General features: G+C 59.1%; 20 protein-coding genes and 1 rRNA gene. 8 read left to right on the top strand and 13 right to left on the bottom strand.

The annotated features are described in order from the left end of the window. Nucleotides 1-211: ribosomal RNA gene (locus ACJ8IN_RS05615) — 16S ribosomal RNA — on the bottom strand; the annotation flags it as partial. Between the two features lie 393 nt (nt 212-604). Then, on the bottom strand, nt 605-1,168 hold the full coding sequence (gene gmhB, locus ACJ8IN_RS05610) for a D-glycero-beta-D-manno-heptose 1,7-bisphosphate 7-phosphatase (protein ID WP_033635715.1): 564 nt from the start codon (nt 1,166-1,168) through the stop codon (nt 605-607). Between the two features lie 188 nt (nt 1,169-1,356). On the opposite strand from gmhB, the gene metN reads away from it, so the two are divergent. From metN to proS, 6 genes are all read left to right on the top strand, one after another. Continuing rightward, nucleotides 1,357-2,388: a methionine ABC transporter ATP-binding protein MetN gene (metN, locus tag ACJ8IN_RS05605; RefSeq protein ID WP_004932012.1), complete on the top strand. Its 1,032-nt coding sequence runs from the start codon at nt 1,357-1,359 to the stop codon at nt 2,386-2,388. Beyond that, a complete protein-coding gene (locus tag ACJ8IN_RS05600) occupies nt 2,381-3,034 on the top strand; it encodes a methionine ABC transporter permease MetI (RefSeq protein WP_004932010.1) in 654 nt (217 codons plus the stop codon). The genes metN and ACJ8IN_RS05600 overlap by 8 nt, the downstream gene beginning before the upstream one ends. A gap of 39 nt (nt 3,035-3,073) precedes the next feature. Continuing rightward, nucleotides 3,074-3,889: a MetQ/NlpA family lipoprotein gene (locus ACJ8IN_RS05595; RefSeq protein WP_033635716.1), complete on the top strand. Its 816-nt coding sequence runs from the start codon at nt 3,074-3,076 to the stop codon at nt 3,887-3,889. 114 nt (nt 3,890-4,003) lie between these two features. Beyond that, on the top strand, nt 4,004-4,408 hold the full coding sequence (gene rcsF, locus ACJ8IN_RS05590) for an Rcs stress response system protein RcsF (RefSeq protein WP_025304011.1): 405 nt from the start codon (nt 4,004-4,006) through the stop codon (nt 4,406-4,408). Further along, a complete protein-coding gene (gene tsaA, locus ACJ8IN_RS05585; protein WP_308325990.1) occupies nt 4,405-5,112 on the top strand; it encodes a tRNA (N6-threonylcarbamoyladenosine(37)-N6)-methyltransferase TrmO in 708 nt (235 codons plus the stop codon). The genes rcsF and tsaA overlap by 4 nt, the downstream gene beginning before the upstream one ends. A 120-nt stretch (nt 5,113-5,232) precedes the next feature. Then, nucleotides 5,233-6,951, top strand: coding sequence for a proline--tRNA ligase (gene proS / locus ACJ8IN_RS05580; RefSeq protein ID WP_033655309.1), 1,719 nt, complete (start codon nt 5,233-5,235; stop codon nt 6,949-6,951). A gap of 60 nt (nt 6,952-7,011) precedes the next feature. Here proS and nlpE read toward each other — a convergent pair whose 3' ends face one another. Genes nlpE through ACJ8IN_RS05565 form a run of 3 tightly spaced genes read right to left on the bottom strand, consistent with a single transcriptional unit; the run spans nt 7,012 to nt 8,690 of the window. Continuing rightward, nucleotides 7,012-7,695 carry an envelope stress response activation lipoprotein NlpE gene (nlpE, locus tag ACJ8IN_RS05575; RefSeq protein ID WP_033655310.1) on the bottom strand — a complete coding sequence of 228 codons (684 nt, stop codon included), beginning with the start codon at nt 7,693-7,695 and terminating at the stop codon, nt 7,012-7,014. A 29-nt stretch (nt 7,696-7,724) separates the two neighbouring features. Beyond that, nucleotides 7,725-8,138, bottom strand: a complete 414-nt coding sequence (gene arfB, locus ACJ8IN_RS05570) for an alternative ribosome rescue aminoacyl-tRNA hydrolase ArfB (RefSeq protein WP_028127523.1) — start codon at nt 8,136-8,138, stop codon at nt 7,725-7,727. 3 nt (nt 8,139-8,141) lie between these two features. Beyond that, nucleotides 8,142-8,690, bottom strand: a complete 549-nt coding sequence (locus ACJ8IN_RS05565) for a YaeQ family protein (RefSeq protein WP_025304016.1) — start codon at nt 8,688-8,690, stop codon at nt 8,142-8,144. A 213-nt stretch (nt 8,691-8,903) separates the two neighbouring features. Between ACJ8IN_RS05565 and ACJ8IN_RS05560 the strand changes: the two genes are divergently transcribed. Further along, nucleotides 8,904-9,104, top strand: a complete 201-nt coding sequence (locus tag ACJ8IN_RS05560) for a YaeP family protein (RefSeq protein ID WP_004931993.1) — start codon at nt 8,904-8,906, stop codon at nt 9,102-9,104. Next, nucleotides 9,091-9,354, top strand: coding sequence for a Rho-binding antiterminator (rof, locus tag ACJ8IN_RS05555; protein ID WP_004931991.1), 264 nt, complete (start codon nt 9,091-9,093; stop codon nt 9,352-9,354). Before ACJ8IN_RS05560 ends, rof begins: the two co-directional genes overlap by 14 nt. Nucleotides 9,355-9,404: 50 nt before the next feature. On the opposite strand, the gene ACJ8IN_RS05550 is transcribed toward rof, so the two are convergent. From ACJ8IN_RS05550 to ACJ8IN_RS05515, 8 genes are all read right to left on the bottom strand, one after another. Continuing rightward, nucleotides 9,405-9,719, bottom strand: a complete 315-nt coding sequence (locus tag ACJ8IN_RS05550) for a c-type cytochrome (RefSeq protein WP_308325991.1) — start codon at nt 9,717-9,719, stop codon at nt 9,405-9,407. Then, nucleotides 9,719-11,050: a tRNA lysidine(34) synthetase TilS gene (tilS, locus tag ACJ8IN_RS05545; RefSeq protein WP_308325992.1), complete on the bottom strand. Its 1,332-nt coding sequence runs from the start codon at nt 11,048-11,050 to the stop codon at nt 9,719-9,721. Before tilS ends, ACJ8IN_RS05550 begins: the two co-directional genes overlap by 1 nt. Nucleotides 11,051-11,106: 56 nt before the next feature. Continuing rightward, nucleotides 11,107-12,558, bottom strand: coding sequence for a dipeptide permease DtpD (gene dtpD / locus ACJ8IN_RS05540; protein ID WP_033655313.1), 1,452 nt, complete (start codon nt 12,556-12,558; stop codon nt 11,107-11,109). A 68-nt stretch (nt 12,559-12,626) separates the two neighbouring features. Continuing rightward, nucleotides 12,627-14,765 (bottom strand): lysine decarboxylase CadA, encoded by a 2,139-nt coding sequence (gene cadA, locus ACJ8IN_RS05535; RefSeq protein ID WP_043139919.1) that lies wholly within the window; start codon nt 14,763-14,765, stop codon nt 12,627-12,629. Nucleotides 14,766-14,860: 95 nt separating this feature from the next. After that, nucleotides 14,861-16,204, bottom strand: coding sequence for a cadaverine/lysine antiporter (gene cadB, locus ACJ8IN_RS05530; protein WP_033635727.1), 1,344 nt, complete (start codon nt 16,202-16,204; stop codon nt 14,861-14,863). Between the two features lie 369 nt (nt 16,205-16,573). Continuing rightward, nucleotides 16,574-18,127: a lysine decarboxylation/transport transcriptional activator CadC gene (cadC, locus tag ACJ8IN_RS05525; protein ID WP_047570737.1), complete on the bottom strand. Its 1,554-nt coding sequence runs from the start codon at nt 18,125-18,127 to the stop codon at nt 16,574-16,576. 89 nt (nt 18,128-18,216) lie between these two features. Then, complete coding sequence (locus ACJ8IN_RS05520; protein WP_033655316.1) at nt 18,217-18,606, bottom strand: VOC family protein; 390 nt, start codon at nt 18,604-18,606, stop codon at nt 18,217-18,219. A gap of 105 nt (nt 18,607-18,711) precedes the next feature. Beyond that, nucleotides 18,712-20,856, bottom strand: a complete 2,145-nt coding sequence (locus ACJ8IN_RS05515) for a lysine decarboxylase LdcC (protein ID WP_197846800.1) — start codon at nt 20,854-20,856, stop codon at nt 18,712-18,714. Nucleotides 20,857-20,942 lie beyond the last annotated feature (86 nt).

Below are 20,942 nucleotides of genomic sequence, written 5' to 3'. Positions count from 1 at the left end.
CGAAGGTCCCCCTCTTTGGTCTTGCGACGTTATGCGGTATTAGCTACCGTTTCCAGTAGTTATCCCCCTCCATCAGGCAGTTTCCCAGACATTACTCACCCGTCCGCCGCTCGTCACCCGGGGAGCAAGCTCCCCTGTGCTACCGCTCGACTTGCATGTGTTAAGCCTGCCGCCAGCGTTCAATCTGAGCCATGATCAAACTCTTCAATTAAAAGCTTGATGTGCTTCCACTCGAGAAGCGATGCTCAAAGATTTACTGCATGAATTTTACTTCAGTTAGTCACTCTTCAAGACTTGATATTTTTTTGCATCCGAAGATGCTGGATATCGTCTTGTGGAGTGCCCACACAGATTGTCTGATAAATTGTTAAAGAGCAGTGAGTTAGGCGCTTTCGCTTGCTAACTCGAGGTGGCGTATATTACGCTTTCCTCTTTCAGAGTCAACCCTAATTTTCAGGATTTTTTCTCTGCGACCCCCGGATACTCTGTGAAGTTGTTCACATGTTCCGTGTCGATGGAGGCGCATTATAGGGAGCCGGTTCAGAATGACAAGCGATAATATGCATTTTTTATCTGACCGCTCACTATTCATTCGTAACGCCTATTAAACCCGCTTTTTGATGGCTTCAGGCAGGTCCGCCAGGCTATTTAGCACCCAATCGGCCAGCTTTTCGCCCTGCTCCGTCACCGGCTTGCCGGTACGCACCAGCACCTTGGTGCCGACGCCGGCCGCGATCGCCGCCTGCATATCTTCCGGTTTATCGCCCACCATATAAGAAGCGGCCATATCGATGTTCAATTCCTGCTGCGCTTGCAGCAGCATGCCCGGCTGCGGTTTACGGCAGTCACACACCTGACGATACTCTTCTACTACCGCCTCCGGATGGTGCGGGCAGAAATAGATGCCGTCGAAGTCAACGTCGCGATCGGCCAGCGACCAGTCCATCCACTCGGTCAGGTACATGAATTGGTCTTCGCTGAACTTGCCGCGCGCAATGCCGGACTGGTTGGTCACCATTACCAGCGCAAAGCCCATCTTTTTGAGTTCGCGACAGGCGTCAATCACGCCGTCAATAAAGTGGAAGTTGTCGATTTCATGGACATAGCCATGGTCAACGTTAATCGTACCGTCACGATCGAGAAAAATTGCTGGAACGCTTTGTGTCACCGCTTTGCTCCTGAGGGCCTGTATACGCTGACAGTATCGCATGTTTTACCCCACGCTGAGAACGCCGGAGAACGTCGTTGGCCGTTGACTTGGACGTCTAGACGCCTTAACATCTGATTCATACCTTGGTTCCACGCCGAGGTTTACTTTTATCTAGCCACGGGCAACCACGCTAAAATAAGAAGAATATGATTAAACTTTCTAACATCACTAAAGTGTTCCAGCAGGGTTCGCGCACCATTACCGCGCTCTCTGACGTGACCCTTCACGTCCCTGCCGGGCAAATCTATGGCGTCATCGGTTCCTCCGGCGCCGGTAAAAGCACGCTGATTCGCTGCGCCAACATGCTGGAGCGCCCAACGTCCGGCCAGGTGCTGGTCGATGGTCAGGATCTGACCTCGTTGTCGGAAAGCGAACTGACGCGCGCCCGTCGCCAAATCGGCATGATCTTCCAGCACTTCAACCTGCTCTCTTCCCGCACGGTGTTCGGCAACGTGGCGCTGCCGCTGGAGCTGGACAATACGCCGCGCGCCGAGATCAAAAAGCGCGTGACCGAACTGCTGGAGCTGGTCGGCCTGGCGGACAAGCACGACGCCTACCCGGCCAATCTGTCCGGCGGCCAGAAACAGCGCGTGGCGATCGCCCGCGCGCTGGCCAGCAATCCTAAAGTGCTGCTGTGCGATGAAGCCACCAGCGCGTTGGATCCGGCCACCACCCGTTCCATCCTGGAACTGCTGAAAGACATCAACCGCCGGCTGGGCCTGACCATTCTGCTGATCACCCATGAAATGGACGTGGTGAAACGCATCTGCGACCAGGTCGCGGTCATCAGCCAGGGGCAACTGATCGAAAAAGACAGCGTCAGCGAAGTGTTCTCGCACCCAAAAACCCCGCTGGCCCAGCAGTTCATTCAATCCACATTGCATCTGGATATCCCGGACGACTACGCCGCGCGCCTGTCGCCGGAGCGTCAGGGCGACCGCCAACCGCTGCTGCGCCTGGAGTTCACCGGCCAGTCGGTCGATGCGCCGCTGCTGTCTGAAGCCGCTCGCCGCTTCAACGTGAACAACAACATTATCAGCGCCCAGATGGATTATGCCGGCGGCGTGAAATTCGGCGTGATGCTGGCGGAGCTGCACGGCAGCGACGAAGACGCGCTGGCGACGATTAAGTTCCTGCAGGAAAATCAGGTAAAAGTAGAGGTTCTGGGTTATGTCTGAGGCAATGATGTGGTTGATGGCGCGTGGCGTGTGGGAAACCGTCATGATGACCTTTGTCTCCGGCTTCTTCGGTTTCGTGCTCGGCCTGCCGGTAGGCGTGCTGTTGTATGTCACCCGCCCGGGGCAGATCATCGCCAACAACTCGCTGTATAAAATCCTGTCCGGGCTGGTGAACATCTTCCGTTCTATCCCGTTCATTATCCTGCTGGTTTGGATGATTCCGTTTACCCGCATGATCGTCGGCACCTCTATCGGTCTGCAGGCGGCCATCGTGCCGTTGACCGTGGGCGCCGCGCCGTTCATCGCGCGCATGGTGGAAAACGCCCTGCTGGAGATCCCGTCCGGTCTGGTGGAAGCGGCGCGCGCCATGGGCGCCACGCCGATGCAGATCATCAAGAAAGTGTTGCTGCCGGAAGCCCTGCCGGGCCTGGTCAACGCTGCAACCATCACGCTGATCACCCTGGTGGGCTACTCCGCCATGGGCGGCGCGGTCGGCGCCGGCGGTCTGGGCCAAATCGGTTACCAATACGGTTATATCGGTTATAACGCCACAGTGATGAATACCGTATTAGTATTACTGGTAGTTTTGGTTTATTTGATCCAATTCTGCGGCGATCGCATCGTCAAAGCCGTTACCCATAAATAGTTTCACAGCATGTTAATGCGAGTCTAATGAGGAAGGGATATGTCGTTAAAATTTAAATCCATCGCGGCAATTGGCGCACTGATCGGCTCTCTGGCTCTGGCGGGCTGCGGCCAGGATGAAAAAAATCCAAACCACATCAAGGTCGGCGTGATCGTCGGCGCTGAACAGCAAGTAGCTGAAGTCGCTCAGAAAGTGGCGAAAGAGAAATACGGTCTGGACGTTGAACTGGTCACTTTCAACGACTACGTGCTGCCTAACGAAGCGCTGAGCAAAGGCGATATCGATCTGAATGCCTTCCAGCACAAGCCATACCTGGACCAGCAGATCAAAGATCGCGGCTACAAGCTGGTGCCGGTCGGCAACACCTTTGTTTACCCGATCGCCGGTTACTCCAAGAAAATCAAATCGCTGGACGAGCTGAAAGAGGGTTCTCAGATCGCACTGCCTAACGATCCGACCAACCTGGGCCGTTCGCTGCTGCTGCTGCAGAAAGTCGGCCTGATCAAACTGAAAGACGGCGTTGGCCTGCTGCCGACCGTGCTGGACGTGACCGAGAACCCGAAAAACCTGAAGCTGGTTGAGCTGGAAGCGCCTCAGCTGCCGCGTTCTCTGGACGATCAGCAGATCGCGCTGGCGGTGATCAACACCACCTACGCCAGCCAGATCGGTCTGACGCCGGCGAAAGACGGCCTGTTCGTGGAAGATAAAGACTCGCCTTACGTCAACCTGCTGGTTGCGCGCGAAGATAACAAAGATGCGGAAAACGTGAAGAAATTCGTGCAGGCCTATCAGTCTGACGAAGTGGACGCCGCCGCCAACAAAATCTTCAACGGCGGTGCGGTGAAAGGCTGGTAAGCGCTTATTCGCCAATTTTATTCCTATAATTGCAAGACGGGCCAAGGCCCGTCTTGTTATTTCCGCCATAGATTGCTTCAATAGCGCCACTTTCATTAAGGCAGAGGAATCTCAATGCGTGTTTTACCTCTCTGTTTGTTAGCGCTCGCGCTGGCCGGATGTTCATCGCAACGTATCGCGCCGTCCTCAACAAACAGCACCAGCAAGCCAACCACTACCGCTCCGGCCAAGACCACGCCGGCCGCCCGCCCCGCTCCGGTAAAACTGTACAAAAGTGCAGAAGAGCTCGTGGGCAAGCCATTCCGCGATCTGGGTGAAGTGTCCGGCGAATCGTGCCAAACCACCGTACAAGACTCCCCACCGAATCTGGCTACCGCCCGTAAACGCATGCAGATCCGCGCGTCTTACATGAAGGCCAACGCCGTGCTGCTGCACGACTGCCAGATTGTCAGCGGTGTCGCCGGTTGTTACCAGCAGGCCGTCTGCCAGGGCTCGGCGCTTAACGTCTCGTCCAAATGACCGAATTCGTTTTCGAGCAGATCGGCGTGATCCGCTCGCCATATAAAGAAAAATTCGCCGTTCCCCGCCAGCCGGGGCTGGTCGAAGACGGTGGCGGCGAACTGCTGCTGCTGCCACCTTACAACCAGGCGGAGGCGGTACGCGGCCTCAGCGATTTCAGCCATCTGTGGGTGATGTTCATTTTCCATCAAACCCTGGAAGGCGGCTGGCGGCCGACGGTGCGCCCGCCGCGTTTAGGCGGCAATGCCCGCATGGGCGTATTCGCCACCCGCTCCACTTTCCGCCCCAACCCGCTCGGCATGTCCCTCATTGAGCTAAAAGGCGTGCGGGTGAAAAACGGCGAAGTGGCGCTGGAGCTGGGCAGCCTCGATCTGGTCGACGGCACCCCGGTGGTGGACATCAAGCCGTATCTGCCGTTCGCCGAGAGCCAACCGCAGGCCCGCGCCGGTTTTGCCCAGGCCGCGCCCGCCGGCGATATGCCGGTGTGTTTCGCGCCTCAGGCCGAGCAGCAGCTGCAGCAACATCAGGCGCGTTATCCGCAATTAAGGCGTTTTATCAGCCAGGTGCTGGCGCAAGATCCCCGTCCAGCCTATCGTAAAGGAGAGGACGTCGAACGGGATTACGCCGTCTGGCTGTTGGATTTCAACGTGCGCTGGCGCGTCGTGGACGGTCATACCGAAGTGTTGGCGCTCGACCCGCGTTAAAATTCCGCCGCCTCTCTTTTGGCGACCCGCTCGCGCTGGTAAACTAAACCACTTTTGTCACTTTTGGCCGCCACTCTGGCAGCCCGATGCAATTTGCAGTTCTAACGGAACCAAAACACCATGCGTACTAGCCAATATCTGCTCTCCACATTGAAGGAGACACCTGCCGACGCCGAAGTGATCAGCCACCAGCTGATGCTGCGCGCCGGGATGATCCGCAAGCTGGCCTCCGGTCTTTACACCTGGCTGCCGACCGGCCTGCGCGTTCTGAAAAAGGTTGAAAACATCGTTCGCGAAGAAATGAACAATGCTAACGCGATCGAAGTGTCCATGCCGGTGGTTCAGCCTGCCGATCTGTGGCAGGAAAGCGGCCGTTGGGAGCAATACGGCCCCGAGCTGCTGCGCTTCGTCGACCGCGGCGATCGTCCGTTCGTGCTGGGCCCGACGCATGAAGAAGTGATCACCGATCTGATCCGCAACGAGATCAGCTCGTACAAACAGCTGCCGCTGAACTTCTTCCAGATCCAGACCAAGTTCCGTGATGAAGTGCGCCCGCGTTTCGGCGTAATGCGTTCCCGTGAGTTCCTGATGAAGGATGCCTACTCCTTCCATACCTCGCAGGAGTCTCTGCAAGAGACTTACGACGCGATGTACGAAGCGTACAGCAAAATCTTCAGCCGCATGGGTCTGGATTTCCGCCCGGTGCAGGCCGATACCGGCTCGATCGGCGGCAGCGCCTCGCACGAATTCCAGGTGCTGGCAGACAGCGGTGAAGACGATATCGTGTTCTCCACCGGTTCCGACTTCGCCGCCAACATCGAGCTGGCGGAAGCGGTCGCGCCGGCGGCGCCTCGCGCGGCGGCCGGCGAAGAATTGCGTCTGGTGGATACGCCGAACGCCAAAACCATCGTTGAGCTGGTCGATCAGTTCCAGCTGCCGGTGGAAAAAACCGTGAAGACGCTGATGGTGCGCGCCACCGAAGAGAGCGGCCACAAGCTGGTTGCCCTGCTGGTGCGCGGCGATCACGAGCTGAACGAAGTCAAGGCCGAGAAGCTGGCGCAGGTTGCCACGCCGCTGACCTTCGCCACTGAAGAAGAAATTCGCGCCATCGTCGGCGCCGGCCCGGGTTCACTCGGCCCGGTCAACCTGCCGATGCCGGTGGTAGCCGACCGCAGCGTGGCGGCGATGAGCGACTTTGGCGCCGGCGCCAACGTCGACGGCAAACACTACTTCGGCATCAACTGGGAGCGCGATCTGCCGCTGCCGCAGGTGGCCGATATCCGTAACGTGGTGGACGGCGACGCCAGCCCGGACGGTCAGGGCACGCTGCTGATCAAACGCGGCATCGAAGTGGGCCATATCTTCCAGCTCGGCACCAAGTACTCGGAAGCGATGAAAGCGACCGTGCAGGGCGAAGACGGCCGCAACCAAGTGCTGACCATGGGTTGCTACGGCATCGGGGTTACGCGCGTCGTGGCCGCCGCCATTGAGCAGAACCACGACGAACGCGGCATCATCTGGCCGGACGCCATTGCACCGTTCCAGGTCGCTATCCTGCCGATGAACATGCACAAGTCGTTCCGCGTGCAGGCGCTGGCCGAAGAGCTGTACAACACCCTGCGCTCCCACGGCATCGACGTGATCCTCGATGACCGCAAAGAGCGCCCGGGCGTGATGTTCGCGGATATGGAGCTGATCGGCGTGCCGCACTCTATCGTTATCGGCGACCGCAATCTCGACAACGAAGAGATCGAGTACAAGAACCGCCGCGTCGGCGAGAAGCAAATGATCAAAACCGGCGAAATCGTTGATTTCCTGCTGGGTCAGATCAAACGCTAAGCGACGAATGCCAGAAAGTAAAAAACCCGCCTAGGCGGGTTTTTTTATATCCGAAATCGCTTATTTGCTGCTGCAGTTTTTGCTGCGGTCAAACACGATTTTGCCGTCCGGCACCAGCGCCTTCTCGGTCAGACCTTCCTCCATCGACGGCTGCACGCTGAAGTGCGCGCTGAACGTCAGGAATACCGGCTCGCCGGCGGTCTTGTATGCTTTGGCGTAACCTTGCTCCAGCGCGATGTTGTTGTCCACCGGGAAGGTTTTGCCGGTAGCGCAGTCCTTGAAGACCGCCGCGTCCGCCATATAGGTGTAGCTGCCTTTCAGCGTCATCGGCGTTTTAGGCAACGGCTTCTCAACCGGATCCAGACGGTAATTCAGCTTGGACTCGATCGGCACGCCGCTGCGATCCAGCATTTCCAGGCTCTTGCCCACCGGGCGGAAATAGCGTTTCTCGCCGTTGCTGTCGGTCAGCACCAGCTTATCCGCGGTGCGCGCCCATTTGCCGTAGTCGGCAAAGGTCTGATCGCCGTCTTTGGTGCCGCGATAGGTTTCCTGCAGCACGAAGGTGCCGTCCTCATCCAGGAACAGCGCCGTCTCCAGACCGCCGCAATCGGCGCAAGGCAACACCCCTTGATAGCTCTGCGGCATTGGCTGCAGCGGTTGTTCCTTCGGCTGATAATGATTGTTGCATCCCAACAACGAGAGTGCGCCTGCCGCGAGGAACAGGGCTACCGTAATTTTTTTCACAGTTATTCTCCTACTGTGTTCATGTATTCCTAAGTGCGAACCTTGCCACGCAGCGCCTTGGTGGCGCCTTTACGCGCCTTGCCTTCCAGGCGACGCAGTTTGGCCCCTTTTGTGGGCTTGGTCGCCTTGCGCGTTTTTTCCACCACCATCGCCTGCCGAATCAGCGCGGCCAGCCTGGCCAACGCCGCTTCGCGATTCAATTCCTGGCTGCGATACTCTTGCGCCTTGATAATCACCACGCCATCGGCGGTAATGAGATGATGATTCAGCGCCAGCAGCCTTTCCTTATAATACTCTGGCAGGCTGGATGCCCGGATGTCAAAGCGCAAATGGATCGCCGTTGAGGTTTTGTTCACGTGCTGGCCACCCGCGCCCTGCGCGCGGATCGCCGTCAATTCCAGCTCATTATCCGGTATGGCGACGTTTCTTGACAGTTCCAGCACCGGTTACACCTGTGCCTGCTGCCACTCGGCAAACTGGATTTCCAGACTATTCTGAGCATCGGACAGCCAAATAGTTCCCTCCTGCAACGTCGCCTGCAGCGTCATGGTGCGGCTGGCCAATGCCGTCAGGCGCGCCAACTGCTCGTCGTCGAGGAAACGCACGCTCAGGTTCTTGTAGCCGGCCACCTTGCCCTGCATTCCCTGCCACCACACGTGTGCGGCGCGCTCGCCGTAAGCGTACAGCACCACGCGCGGCGACTGGTTGCAGGCCTTGCGGATGCGTTTTTCGTCGGGCAACCCCATCTCGATCCACATTTCCAACCCATTGTGGTCGTTGCGCTGCCAGATCTCCGGCTCGTCGTCGGCGCTCAGCCCTTTGGTGAACACCAGCCGCTCGTCGGCATGGCAGATCCAGGCCAACAGGCGCAGCATCATGCGCTGCTCGTTTTCGGACGGGTGTTGCGCCAGCGTCAGCGTGGCGTCGTGGTAGAAGTGACGATCCATATCAGCGATATTGACCGCGGCTTTATAAATGGTTGCTTTCAGCGCCATGGGTGACCTCGTTATTATCCGGCGACAGTGTACTTGATCAGGGCCGAACGCCGCCAGCGCGGCCCGGCCGCGGCAGTGCGAAAGGCGTGCCGGGGTGCTGATAACTCCATAACAGCTGTGCTATAGTCGTCTGGGATAGGATAAAACTCCAAGAGCCTGCGCCTCATCGCGATAGTAGTCTTGATGATGCAGAGGTTCTTAAGGGAGGAAACTGTGCAACAATACTGTGAGTTAGTACGCCGTACTTACGCCGAGATTGGCAGTGGAGATCTTGGCTACGTGCCCGATGCGCTGGCTTGTGCGTTAAAGGCATTGGACGATGTCGCAGCGAACGATGCGCTACCGTCCTCCGTTAGGGAACAGGCGGCCTTTGCCGCCGCTAACTTATTGGTGAGCGACTATGTTGATGAATGATGAGTACCAACCCATCAATTGCGATGACTACGACAACCTGGAACTCGCCTGTCAGCATAAACTTATTCTGAAGCTGGAGTTACGCGACGGAGAAGTGATCGAGGCCAAGGCGATCGACCTGCTGCAAAAGAAACGCGTTGAGTATCTGACCATCGAACAGAATGGCCAACAGCGCGACCTGCGTCTGGACCATATCAGCAGTTTCAGTCATCCGGAAATCGGTACCGTGGTCGTCAGTCTGTCGGACTGAGCAGCGGTAACCCCATCCCAACAGGGCAGCCCAACGGCTGCCCTCGTCATTTACGGCTTCAGGCTGGCGTAAAAGGCCGCCAGATCGGCGATATCGTCATCCGACAGCCCCGACACGTAGGCCTTCATCACCTCGGCCTGGCCGCCGTTGCGCTCCCCTTTCTTGTACGCCTGCAGCGCGTGCTGCAGGTACATGGCGTTCTGCCCGGCCAGATTCGGGTACATCGGCACCGTCACCTTGCCCTGCGCGCCGTGGCACGCCGCGCAGGCGGCGGCTTTCGCCTGGCCGGCCGCCGCATCCCCCGCCGCCAACGCCGGCAGGCTGAACAGGCCGGTGGCCAACAGCGTGATCCCCATAAACTTCATCATTGCTCCTCGCTATTATGATTTTTTTCCCAGCGTAGCCGCCACGGGCGTTCGCCCTCCGGCACCTGCCCCGCCTCACAGACGAATACGCCCAGCGCGGCGATCAGCTGCTCATCATAATAAATCAACGGGATGCGTTCACGCTGCCAGGGCGGGATCCCCAGCTCCTGCCACAATTTTTTTATCGGCCGCGAATGGGCGCGCCCCACGATGCGCACCGCGCCCTGCACGCCGCCGAAACGAATGCTGATCCGCTGCGACGGCTGCGGCGCGCGCAGCGCCAGCTCGCCCTCACCGGCGACAAGCCGCCCCAGCCCGTCCGGCAGCGCCAGCGGCTGGTCAGGCTGCCAGGGCAGATGCACATCGCGCAGCGCCGCCAGCGGCGGCAACAGGTGCAACCGGCCGCGGAAACGGCGAATCTGATAGGCGCCGAGCTGCAGTTGCGGTTCGGCATCCTCCCGGCTGAGCGCCACCTCCTCCCACAGGCGCTGAAGCTGCTCACGCGCCGGCATGGTGACGTTAAACAACGCGATCCAGCGCCGCAACAAGGCGAAGCGCCGCACCGGTGAACAGTCCGTCAGGCCGTCGATCGCCAATGAGCGATCCGCTGCCAACAGGCTTTGCAGCGGTTCCGCCAGCAGTTCGTCCAGCAGCTGCTCCTGCTCGGCGCACAGGCCGGCGCTGCGCGCCACCGCCGAGGCGAAGTGCGGCCAGCGCTGGTTGAGCTGCGGCAACACCTGCAAGCGCAGGAAATTGCGATCGAAGCGCGTATCCTGATTGCTGTCGTCATCTATCCAGGTTAGGGCGTGGCGTTGCGCGTAGTTTTCCAACGTCTGGCGTGAGCAACCCAACAGCGGCCGCAACAGCAGGTGCTCGCCCAACGCCGCGCGCGCCGCCATCGCCGACAGCCCCGCCGGCCCGCTGCCGCGCTTGAGCGCCAGCAGGAAGGTTTCGCTTTGATCGTCGAGGTGTTGAGCGGTGAGCAGCGCTTCGCCCTCCGTTAGGGCGGCGCTGAAGGCGGCATAGCGCGCCGCGCGCGCCGCCGCTTCGATGCCGCCCTGGCGGGCGTCCACCTGCACGTGCGTCACCGTCAGCGGGATCTGCCAGTCGGCGCAGCGGCTGCGGCAATGCTCAACCCAGCGGTCGGCGAAGGCGCTCAGGCCGTGATGCACATGCAGCGCGCGCAGTTGCATTCCCGGACGCCGGCGGCGCAACGCCGCCAGCACATGCAGCAGTACGCTGGAATCCAGGCCGCCGCTGAACGCCACCAGCAGCCGCTGCTGCGCGCCCAACTGGTCTGCCACCCGCGTCGTTAATTGATCAGTATTCATCGGTAGGCTTTGTCACTTCTACATAGCTGCACGTTAACCCCGCCTACCGTCATCAATCAAGCATTAACCGTCCGTGCCTGGCGCCGCGTCAGCAGCCACCAACCGCCCAGCACCGCGATCACCGCCAGCGCGCATCCGGCCGCTCCCCAGCCAATCTGGGCGAAAATGCGGCCATACGCCTGCATCGCCGCCCCCTCGATGTGATCCTCGGCGGTCTGATTGGCGATAATGCCCGCCAGATAGTTGGCGATCGAGCCGGTCGCCAGCATATAGATGCCGGTCAGCACGCCGGTGGCGCCGGGGATATTCAGCCGGGTGATCTGCGCCATCGCCACCGGATCGATAAACAGTTCGGCGAAGCCCATCACCGCCAGGCCGGCGATCATCAGCCCCATCGATCCCGGCCCGTGCAGCCGCGTATTGAGTGCCATCAGCGTAAAGCCGACGCCGATCAACAGCAGACCGAAGGCGAACTTACACCAGATGCGCAACGTGCGATCGCCCGCACCGTCGCCGCTCGCCAGCCATGCCAGCGCCACGCCACCCAGCATTACCGCACAGGCGTTAATCGACTGGAACAGCGCGGTCGGCACCGTCCAACCGAACCAGCGCCGATCGACGAAGTGATCGATAAACAGGCTGATGGAGCTGCCGCCCTGCTGGGCGAAAGCCCAGAACAGCGTGCCCAGCAGCATCAGCACAACGATCTGCCACAGCCCCCGGCGCTGGCCGGCGTCCGCACGCAGCATAATGCGCGCCACCAGCACCACCGCCGCCACGCACACCAGCCCGAGCAAATAGCCGGCCCAGTCGTGCACAAACAGCAGCGTGAAGAACAGCGGCGATGCCAGCAGCGCCGCCAACAGCCAACCCCAATGCGGCAAACCCAGGCTTTTGGCGCGCATCAGCGGTGCATTCACGCCGCGGGTATGGCGGAAGTGGCGCCCGCCGAGCAGGAAGATCGCCAGGCCGGCGAACATGCCGATCCCGGCCAACGCAAAGCCGACGTGCCAGCCATAGCGCTCGGCCGCCAACCCGCAGGCGATCGGCGCCAAAATGGAACCGACGTTGCCGGCGGCGTACAGCAGCGAGAAGCCCCCTTCGCGGCGCGAGTCGTGCGCCGGATACAGTTCGCCCAGCAGGCAGCTGATATTGGATTTGAACAGGCCGTAGCCGCAGATGATGATGGCCAGCGCCAGATAGAGCGACTGGGCGGAGACCGCGCTCAGGCCGAGCACGATATGCCCCAGCGTCATCAGCGCCGCGCCGGCGATCACTGCGACGCGATTGCCCAGCAGGCGGTCGGCGAGCCAGCCGCCCAAAATAGGAGTGACGTAAACTAACGAAGCGTAAGCGCTGTAGAGATCGATGGCGTGGCTGTCGGTATAGCCAAGTTGGTGGGTCAGATAGAGAATCAGTAACGCACGCATGCCGTAAAAGCTGAAATATTCCCAAATTTGTATGGCTACGACATAGTAGATTGCGCGCGGCTGTGAGGGTGTTTTCATGGAGGTCTCCCATCAGTCGGTGAACAGCAAAGGGGAAGCGCGAGCGCCTCCCCTGTTATTGGCTGCGGTTATTTCGCCTTCAGCACTTTCACCCGATAACGTCCGTCCGCCTGACGATAGGCGCCGTGAATGTCGGTTTCAAAGCCCGGATAATGCGCGCCGATTTCGCACAGCATCTGCAGGAACTCCAGCACCGGCCGGCTTTCCTCGGTCAGCATTTCGCCCGGCATCACCAGCGGCACGCCCGGTGGGTATGGGAGGATCATATTGGCGTTGACCTTGCCGACCATCTCTTCCAGATAAACCTCTTCCACTTCGCCGTGCAGCTCTTTCTGGAACGCCTGGTATGGGTTCATCACCATGGTTGGCAGCACTTCGAACGCGCGGTACATCAGGTCCGGCAGGTTGTGTTGCTCCACCAGGCGGTGAATGTTCTGCGCCAGATCCTGAATGCGCATGTTTTCATAGAAATCAGGCGCTTCGTGATACAGCGAAGGCAGCATGTTTTTCACCCGCAGGTTCAGATCGAACGAGCGTTTGAAGTCGGTCATCGCGCGCAGCAGGCTGAGCGCCTTGGTTTTGTCGATGCCGATGCTGAACAGGAACAGCAGGTTGTACGGCCCGGTTTTCTCGACGATGATGCCGCGTTCGTCGAGGTATTTCGCCACGATGCTGGCCGGGATGCCGAACGGCTGCATCTCGCCTTCCTTACTCATCCCCGGCGTCAGAATGGTGACCTTGATCGGATCGAGGTACATGTGTTCATTGTCGATGTTCTTGAAACCGTGCCAGGCGCTGTCGGAGCGCAGCGGCCAGCATTCCGGCTCATCGATATGCTCCGGCTGCCAGACGTCGAAGAACCAGCCGTCGGACTCGACTTTCAGGCGTTTGATCTCTTTGCGGAACTTGATCGCGCGTTCGATGGAGCCATTGATCAGGCGCTTGCCGGCGTTGCCTTTCATCATCGCCGCGGCGGTTTCGGTCGACGCCACGATGCCGTAGTGCGGCGAGGTGGTGGTGTGCATCATGTAGGCTTCGTTGAAGGTTTCTTCGTTGATGTCGCCCTTCACATGAATCATCGAAGCCTGCGAGAAGGCCGCCAGCAGCTTGTGGGTGGACTGGGTTTCATAGATCACCTTGCCCTCCACGCGGCCGCCGCTCATGCCGCACTTGCCTTTATAGATCGGGTGGAAGTTGGTGTAAGGCACCCAGGCGGAATCGAAGTGGATAGACTTCACGTCCAGGGTGTTCTTGATAAAGTCGGTGTTGTACAGCAGGCCGTCATAGGTGGAGTTGGTGATCACCGCGTGTACCGGCCAGGTGGCGTTCGGGGTCTCCTTCACGCGTTTGGCGATGGTGGCGCGCTGGAACTCGCTCTGCGGAATGCCGCCGAGGATGCCGTAGGCGTTGCGGGTCGGGCGGAAGTAGATCGGCGTGATGTCGCTCATCATCATCAGGTGAGTCAGTGACTTGTGGCAGTTACGGTCAATCAGCACCGTGCTGCCCGCCGGCGCCGAATACATGCCGACGATCTTGTTGGCGGTGGAGGTACCGTTGGTGACCATGTAGCTGCGTTCGGCGTTGAACACGCGGGAAATGTACTCTTCAGCCTCTTTGTGCGGGCCGGAGTGGTCCAGCAGCGATCCCAGTTCGGACACCGAAATCGAGATATCCGACTTCATGGTGTTCGGGCCGAAGAAATCGTAGAACAGGCTGCCCACCGGGCTTTTCTGGAATGCGGTGCCGCCCATGTGGCCCGGCGTACAGAAGGTGTATTTGCCTTCGCGCACGTATTTGAACAGCGCCTTGGTCAACGGCGGCAGGATGGTGTCGATATACTCGTCGGTGTTCTGTTTGATCTTGGCGGCGATGTCGGTTGCCGCGCCGAGCGCATATTCGAAGAAGCGCACCTGCATGCGCAGATCGTTCAGGCTGACGTCCAGCGTCGAATAGGTGTTGGCGAACGCGTACAGCGGCATGTATTCGTTCAGCTGGCTGATCTCTTCGCACAGCTCCAGGTTGTATTTGTCCCAGTCGAAGATCACCCCGCACAAGCGGGCGTTGTTCTCGATCAGTTTCAGCAGGTCTTCGCGATCGTTAGGGTAAACGATGCGGAAATCCAGACTTTCCAGCGCCTGATGCAGTTCACGGATAGGCTCTTCTTTGAAGTAGACACCCATGTGATTCATGATGGCGATAACGTTCATATGCATTTCTCCTGGCAAAGCAAGCCCCTTCCCGTCGCGGCTGACAGGTCGGAAAGAAAGGGGCTGGGTAAATTCAGTCGGTCAGCGGACGCGAATCAGTGCGCTTTGGCCGTGGTGTTTTCATCGACCGCCGCGGCGTTGGCAGCCTGGCGGGTATTCATTTTCCGGGCGTAGAACATCAGGATAATCAGGCTGATGATAAAGGTGCCGGACAGTTCGAATGAGTTGGCGCCCATCAGCGCGATGAAGCAGAAACCGCAGCCGCACACCGAAGCGATCAGGCTCAGCAGGTTGCGCACGTTGACCCCTTCGAAGCGGATCAGGTCTACGCAAGAGTAGAAGTAAGGCAGCATGGTCAGCAGCACCGCGATGCCGGTCAGTTCGCCGAACAGGTCGGACGCTTTGCCGCCGGCGGAGCTCATCAGGGTGATCAGCACCATCAGCGCGGTCATTTTGCAGCCGGCCAGCAGCAGGCCTTTCTTCGGAATGCCGTTTTTATCCAGCTCGCCGTACACTTTCGGGAAGTTGCCGTCGTTGGCGGCGCGTACCCCGGCCTGGCCGACCAGCATCATCCACGAACCGAGCGACGTCAGGCAGGCGAAGGCAGTGAAGGCGGAAACCATCGGTGCGGCCCAGTTGCCCATAATCGCCGAGGCGCTGATGGCGAACGGCGCGCCGCTGGCGGCCATTTCAGACGCCGGGAACATACCGCTGATCACCTGAGTGGCGGCGATGTAGATAATGCCCGCCAGGCCGGTGCCGAGCATGGTTGCCAGCGGCACGGTGCGTTTCGGATTTTTCACCATGCCGGTGCTGACCGCTGCGGATTCCACACCGATAAACGCCCACAGGCACAGCAGGATACTTTTAATCACCGCATGGCTGTCGGTGGTGCCGGAGGTATTCCAGTTAGCCTGGTAGGTGGCGGCGTCAAACCAGTGCCAACCGAGGGTGGCAGTCACGATCACCGGGATCAGCACCAGCACCAGGCCCAGGGTGGTCAAACGGCTGACCCAGGTTCCGCCCAGCATGTTGACGAAGGTGAAGATCCACACGATGGCGATACAGGCGATGCCGGCAGGTACCGGGTTATTCAGCGCCGGGAAGAAGGTGGAGAGATAAGAAACGGCGGTAATGCCGATGGCCAGGTTACCGATCCAGTTGGCATGGTAATAAAGCACGCCGGTCTGGAAACCGAAGGCCGGGGAAATTTCACCCGCATAAGCGATAGGGCCGCCCTGCTGCGGGTTTTTGGTGGCGAGGCGGGCATACACATAGGCCAGCGACATCGCCCCGATAATCGAGATCACCCATCCCCAAATGGCGATAGATCCGAGACTCGCCAGGTTGGCGGGCAATAAGGCAATCCCGCTCCCCATCATATTACCGGCGACGACGCCGGTGCAGGCAATAAGCCCTATTTTCTTGGGTGAAGCCATGGTCAGTTTCTCCTGATTTACGTTTCTTATAAGCCACACCCATAAATAAAGGATTTTAATGAGCCGGCTTGATAGTCAGGATGCTAACCATCGAGGAGAATAAAGTCCTAAAGATAAAGTGAGATTACGCTCATGATCATACAAATGATAACCTGAGGTTTTTCATTAACACATCAAGATAAAAAGGTAAGCTAAAGAAAAGATAAACATCATTTTAAAACAACAGGATGGAAAGGTTAAAAACGAATAACAAACGGCAAAAAAGAAATAATATCGTGCAGCAAAATAATACATTCATGCAACATGACTTCACCAATAAATAACGCCGCCATGATCCCCGGAGAATAATGGCGGCGTGATAGCGGTTAATTATTGGCGCTGATAGTTATTTAAATAAGGCACCACGTTGGTCAATGACGTCTGGAATACGCCATTGGTGATCCAATGCAAAGTGTCCTCGCCGGGGCGAAGATTGAATGCGGTAATATAAGAATCCGCCGCCAAATGGTTCTGCCCCTGCATTTCATACACCTTGCCCAGCAGCACATAATTCAGCCACGACATTTGCAATTCAATCCCCAGATCGATCGCCCGGTGCGCCTCGTCAATGCGCCCCTGCGTCAATGCATCTACCGCCAGAACTTGCTGCATGATTGGCGTGTTTTTCAGTTCGGGGATGGTCGCCAAATGACTGATATCGGCGCGCAGTTGCGCCAAGGCCTGGCTGTCGAACGGTTGATAAGAATTGCGCAGCAGATCCACCAGCGCTTTTTCCGCCAGCAGGTAGTGGAAGTTCGGCGCGCTTTTAATCAACTCGCTCAGCTGGGCGCTGGCGCGGGTCAACGAATCGGCGTCGCCGTGGATCAGCAACTGATGCGCCTGGTAGAAACGCTGCAGCAGCGGCCCGTTGTCGGGCAGCAGCTGCGCCAGACGCTGCTCCAGCTGTGGCGGCCAGGGCTGCTTCAGCGCTGCGGACAGGCTGGAGAGGAAGTCGGTCTGGATCTTCAGCTGGTTATCGGCGGTAATGAAGTAACGCTTGTCCAGCATGACTGAGCTGTCGGCGTTATCCACCAGCCGCACGGACAGGAAACACTGCTGGGCGCGGTAGTGGCGCTGATTGACGAACTCGATATACAGCGACTTGCCCGAGTTGCTGGGGCCGGAATAGTTGTAGTTGGTCTGGTCGTGCACCAGGAAGGTCGAGTAGGTGTTCAGCGAATCGGTGATCAGCTCGCTGACGCCCACCACATAGGAGAGCTGCGGCATCCAGTTGCTGCAGCTCTCGCCGCCCTGGATGCGAATATCGATATCGCGCGGGTTGAGCAGCACCGGCATGGTGGATACCGGCACGCGCTGCGACAGCGTGGCGATGCCGACAAACGCCACGCAGACGCTGAGCGCCGCCAGAAACGCCAGCCACACCCAGAAGGTCGAGCGGCGATAAAAGCGCGGCTTCTTTTCGCCGGGCGCGGCAACCGGCGCGCTTGCCCGGCGCGGCGGCACATACGGCGTCTCGTCTTCCTCGCTGCCGTCTTCCGGTTCATGCATGATCACCGCAATCTGCGGCGCCGGTGCGGGAGCGGGTTGCGTCTCCCCCTCTTCACACCAGATCACCGACGTCGCCAGCTTATACCCGCGCTTGGGCACGGTGATAATGTATTCCGGGCTGTCGCTGTCGCCGTCTTTCAGGTATTTGCGCAGTTCCGAAATACATTGGGTCACCACGTGGTTGGTGACGATATTGCGCTTCCAGACGTTGTCGATCAGCTCGTCGCGGCTCAGCACCACGTCCGGATGGCGGGCGAAATAGCACAGCATGTCGATCAGGCGCGGTTCCAGCGTTTTTTGGCGTCCGTCGCGGCTGATGGTGTTGTCGGCAGGGGTAACCAGCCACTCCCCGACGCGAAAAGCAGGCTCTTGCATGGCGGAAATAACTCTGTAGGCATGTAGGGCAAGGGCGCGATCATAGCATAACCACCCCCGGCTGTGGCCGCCGGGAGGCGATTAAGCCGTTAACTCTCGTATAATTCTAACGGTAAACCATCGGGATCGCTGAAAAAGGTAAAGCGGGATTGGGTGTAAGGATCGACGCGTACCGGTTCGCAGGCGACGCCGGCCGCCTGCAGATGGGCGATGGCCTGGTCAATGTCGTCAACGCTGAACGCCAAATGGCGCAGGCCGCAGGCCTCCGGGCGGCTGACGCGAGCCGGCGGCGAAGGGAAAGAAAACAGCTCGATGGCGTATTGCCCGTTGAGCGCCAGATCCGCTTTCCAGGAGTCGCGTTCCTCGCGGTAGACCTCGCTCAGCAGGGTGAATCCGAGAATGTCGCAGTAAAAACGCTTGCTGGCGGCGTAATCCGCGCCAATGATCGCGATATGGTGTACCTGACGTAACGCCAGCATGGCGGCCTCTCCTGTTCGGTCTGATGAGGCAAGGTATCCGGCGGCGGTGATGCCGTCAATGGGAACGCCCGGCATATCTTTCCAAACCGCCGGGCGTGTTATGCATTATGGCTGTGGGGCTTTCAACACCTTCACCAGATAGCGCCCATCCTCCGTCAGTTTGGCGCCGTGGATGTCGGTTTCAAAACCGGGATAGCGCTCGCCGATCGAGCACAGCATCAGCAGAAAATCGAGTACCGCCCGGCTCTCTTCGGTAATCATTTCCCCCGGCATCACCAGCGGCACGCCCGGCGGATACGGCAGGATCATATTGGCCGCCACCTTGCCCACCAGCTGATCCAGCTCACAGGTTTCCACGTTGCCCCGCACTTGCTCCTGGAACATCTGGTGCGGCGTCAGCTTCATTTCCGGCAGCACGTCGAACGCCCGCTGCATCAGGCGCGGCAGATCGTGCTGGCAGATCAGGCGATGAATGCCGGCGGCCAGATCCTGAATGCGCATGTTGCGATAGAAATCCGGATCCTCGGCGTACAGATCCGGCAGCATGTTCTTCACCCGCAGGTTGAGATCGTAGGCGCGCTTGAAGTCGGTCAGGCCGCGCAGCAGGCTCATCGCCTTGGTTTTGTCGATGCCGATGCTGAATAGGAACAGCAGGTTGTACGGCCCGGTCTTCTCCACCACGATGCCGCGCTCGTCGAGGTACTTCGCCACCAGCGCCGCCGGGATCCCCTCCTCCTCCAGCGCGCCCAGCTCGTTCATGCCCGGCGTCAGGATCGTCACCTTGATCGGATCGAGGTACATGTGATCGCGATCGGTCTGGCCGAAGCCGTGCCAGTTGTCGTCCGGATCCAATGGCCAGCATTGCGCTTCATCGATCTCTTCCGGCTGCCAAATGTCGAAGAACCAACTGTCGCTCTCCTCGCGCAGCCGCTGCACTTCACGGCGAAAATGCAGCGCGCGCTCCACCGAGCGGTTGATCAAGCGGCGCCCCGGGTTGCCGCGCAGCATGGCGGCCGCGGTCTCCATCGACGCCACGATGCCGTAGTGCGGCGAGGTGGTGGTGTGCATCATGTAGGCTTCGTTGAAGGTGCTCTCGTCGTAGTCGCCCTTGATATGAATCATCGAGGCCTGCGAGAAGGCCGCCAGCAGCTTGTGCGTCGACTGGGTCTCGTAGAAAACCTTACCGGGCACCCGCTCGCCGCTCATGCCGCTCTTGCCGTCGTAAATCGGATGGAAGTTGGTGTAAGGCACCCAGGCGGAGTCAAAGTGGATCGATGGCACCTCCAGCGTCTGCTTGATGTAGTCGGTGTTGTACAGCAGGCCGTCATAGGTGGAATTGGTGATCACCGCATGCACCGGCCAGGTGGCGTTCTCGGTCTCCTGCACCCGGGCGGCGATGCTTTCGCGGGTGAACTCGCGCTGCGGAATGCCGCCGAGGATGCCGTAGGCGTTGCGCAGCGGGCGCAGATAGATCGGCACGATATCGCTCATCATCAGCAGGTGGCACAGCGATTTGTGGCAGTTGCGGTCGATCAGCACGGTGCTGCCGGCCGGCGCCGAATACATGCCGACGATCTTGTTGGCGGTGGAGGTGCCGTTGGTGACCAGATAGCTCTGCTCGGCGTTGAAGGTGCGCGCGATATACTCTTCGGCCTCCAGGTGCGGCCCGGTGTGATCCAGCAGCGAACCGAGCTCGGTAACCGAAATCGAGATGTCGGCCTTCAGGGTATTGGCGCCGAAAAAGTCATAGAACAGGCAGCCCACCGGGCTTTTTTGAAACGCGGTGCCGGCCATGTGGCCCGGCGTGCAGAAGGTGTACTTCCCTTCGCGCACATAGTTGAACAGCGCCTTGGTCAGCGGCGGCGTAATGGTATCGATGTATTCCGCGGTGTACTGCTGGATGCGCTGCGCGATATCGTCCGCCGCATTCAGGCCATACTCGAAGAAATAGAGCACCATGCGCATTTCATGCAGGCTGACGTCGAAGGTGGAATGGGTATTGATAAAGGCGTACAGCGGCAGGTATTCATTCAGCTCGTTGATTTCGCTGCACAGCTCCAGGCTGTAGTCGTCCCAGTCGAAGATCACCCCGCAAATGCGGGCATTGGCTTCGATCAGCTTCAGCAGATCACCGCTGTTTTTGGGGTACACCAGCTGGAATCCCATGGCGGCCAGCGCCGCGTGGAGCTCGCGGATCGGCTCATCTTTGTAGTAGACGCCCGTCGGGCCCATGATGGCGATGATATTCATCGGCAGCTCCTGTCAGTTAACGGCCAAGTCTCTATAACACCACGAAAATCCGGTGGTGTGTAGCCAAAAAAAAACCGCCCGGAGGC

The sequence above is a fragment of the Serratia sp. CY31944 genome (assembly GCF_052169175.1).
Taxonomy (GTDB): domain Bacteria; phylum Pseudomonadota; class Gammaproteobacteria; order Enterobacterales; family Enterobacteriaceae; genus Serratia; species Serratia sarumanii.
This window is presented reverse-complemented; position numbering and strand designations above follow the sequence as displayed.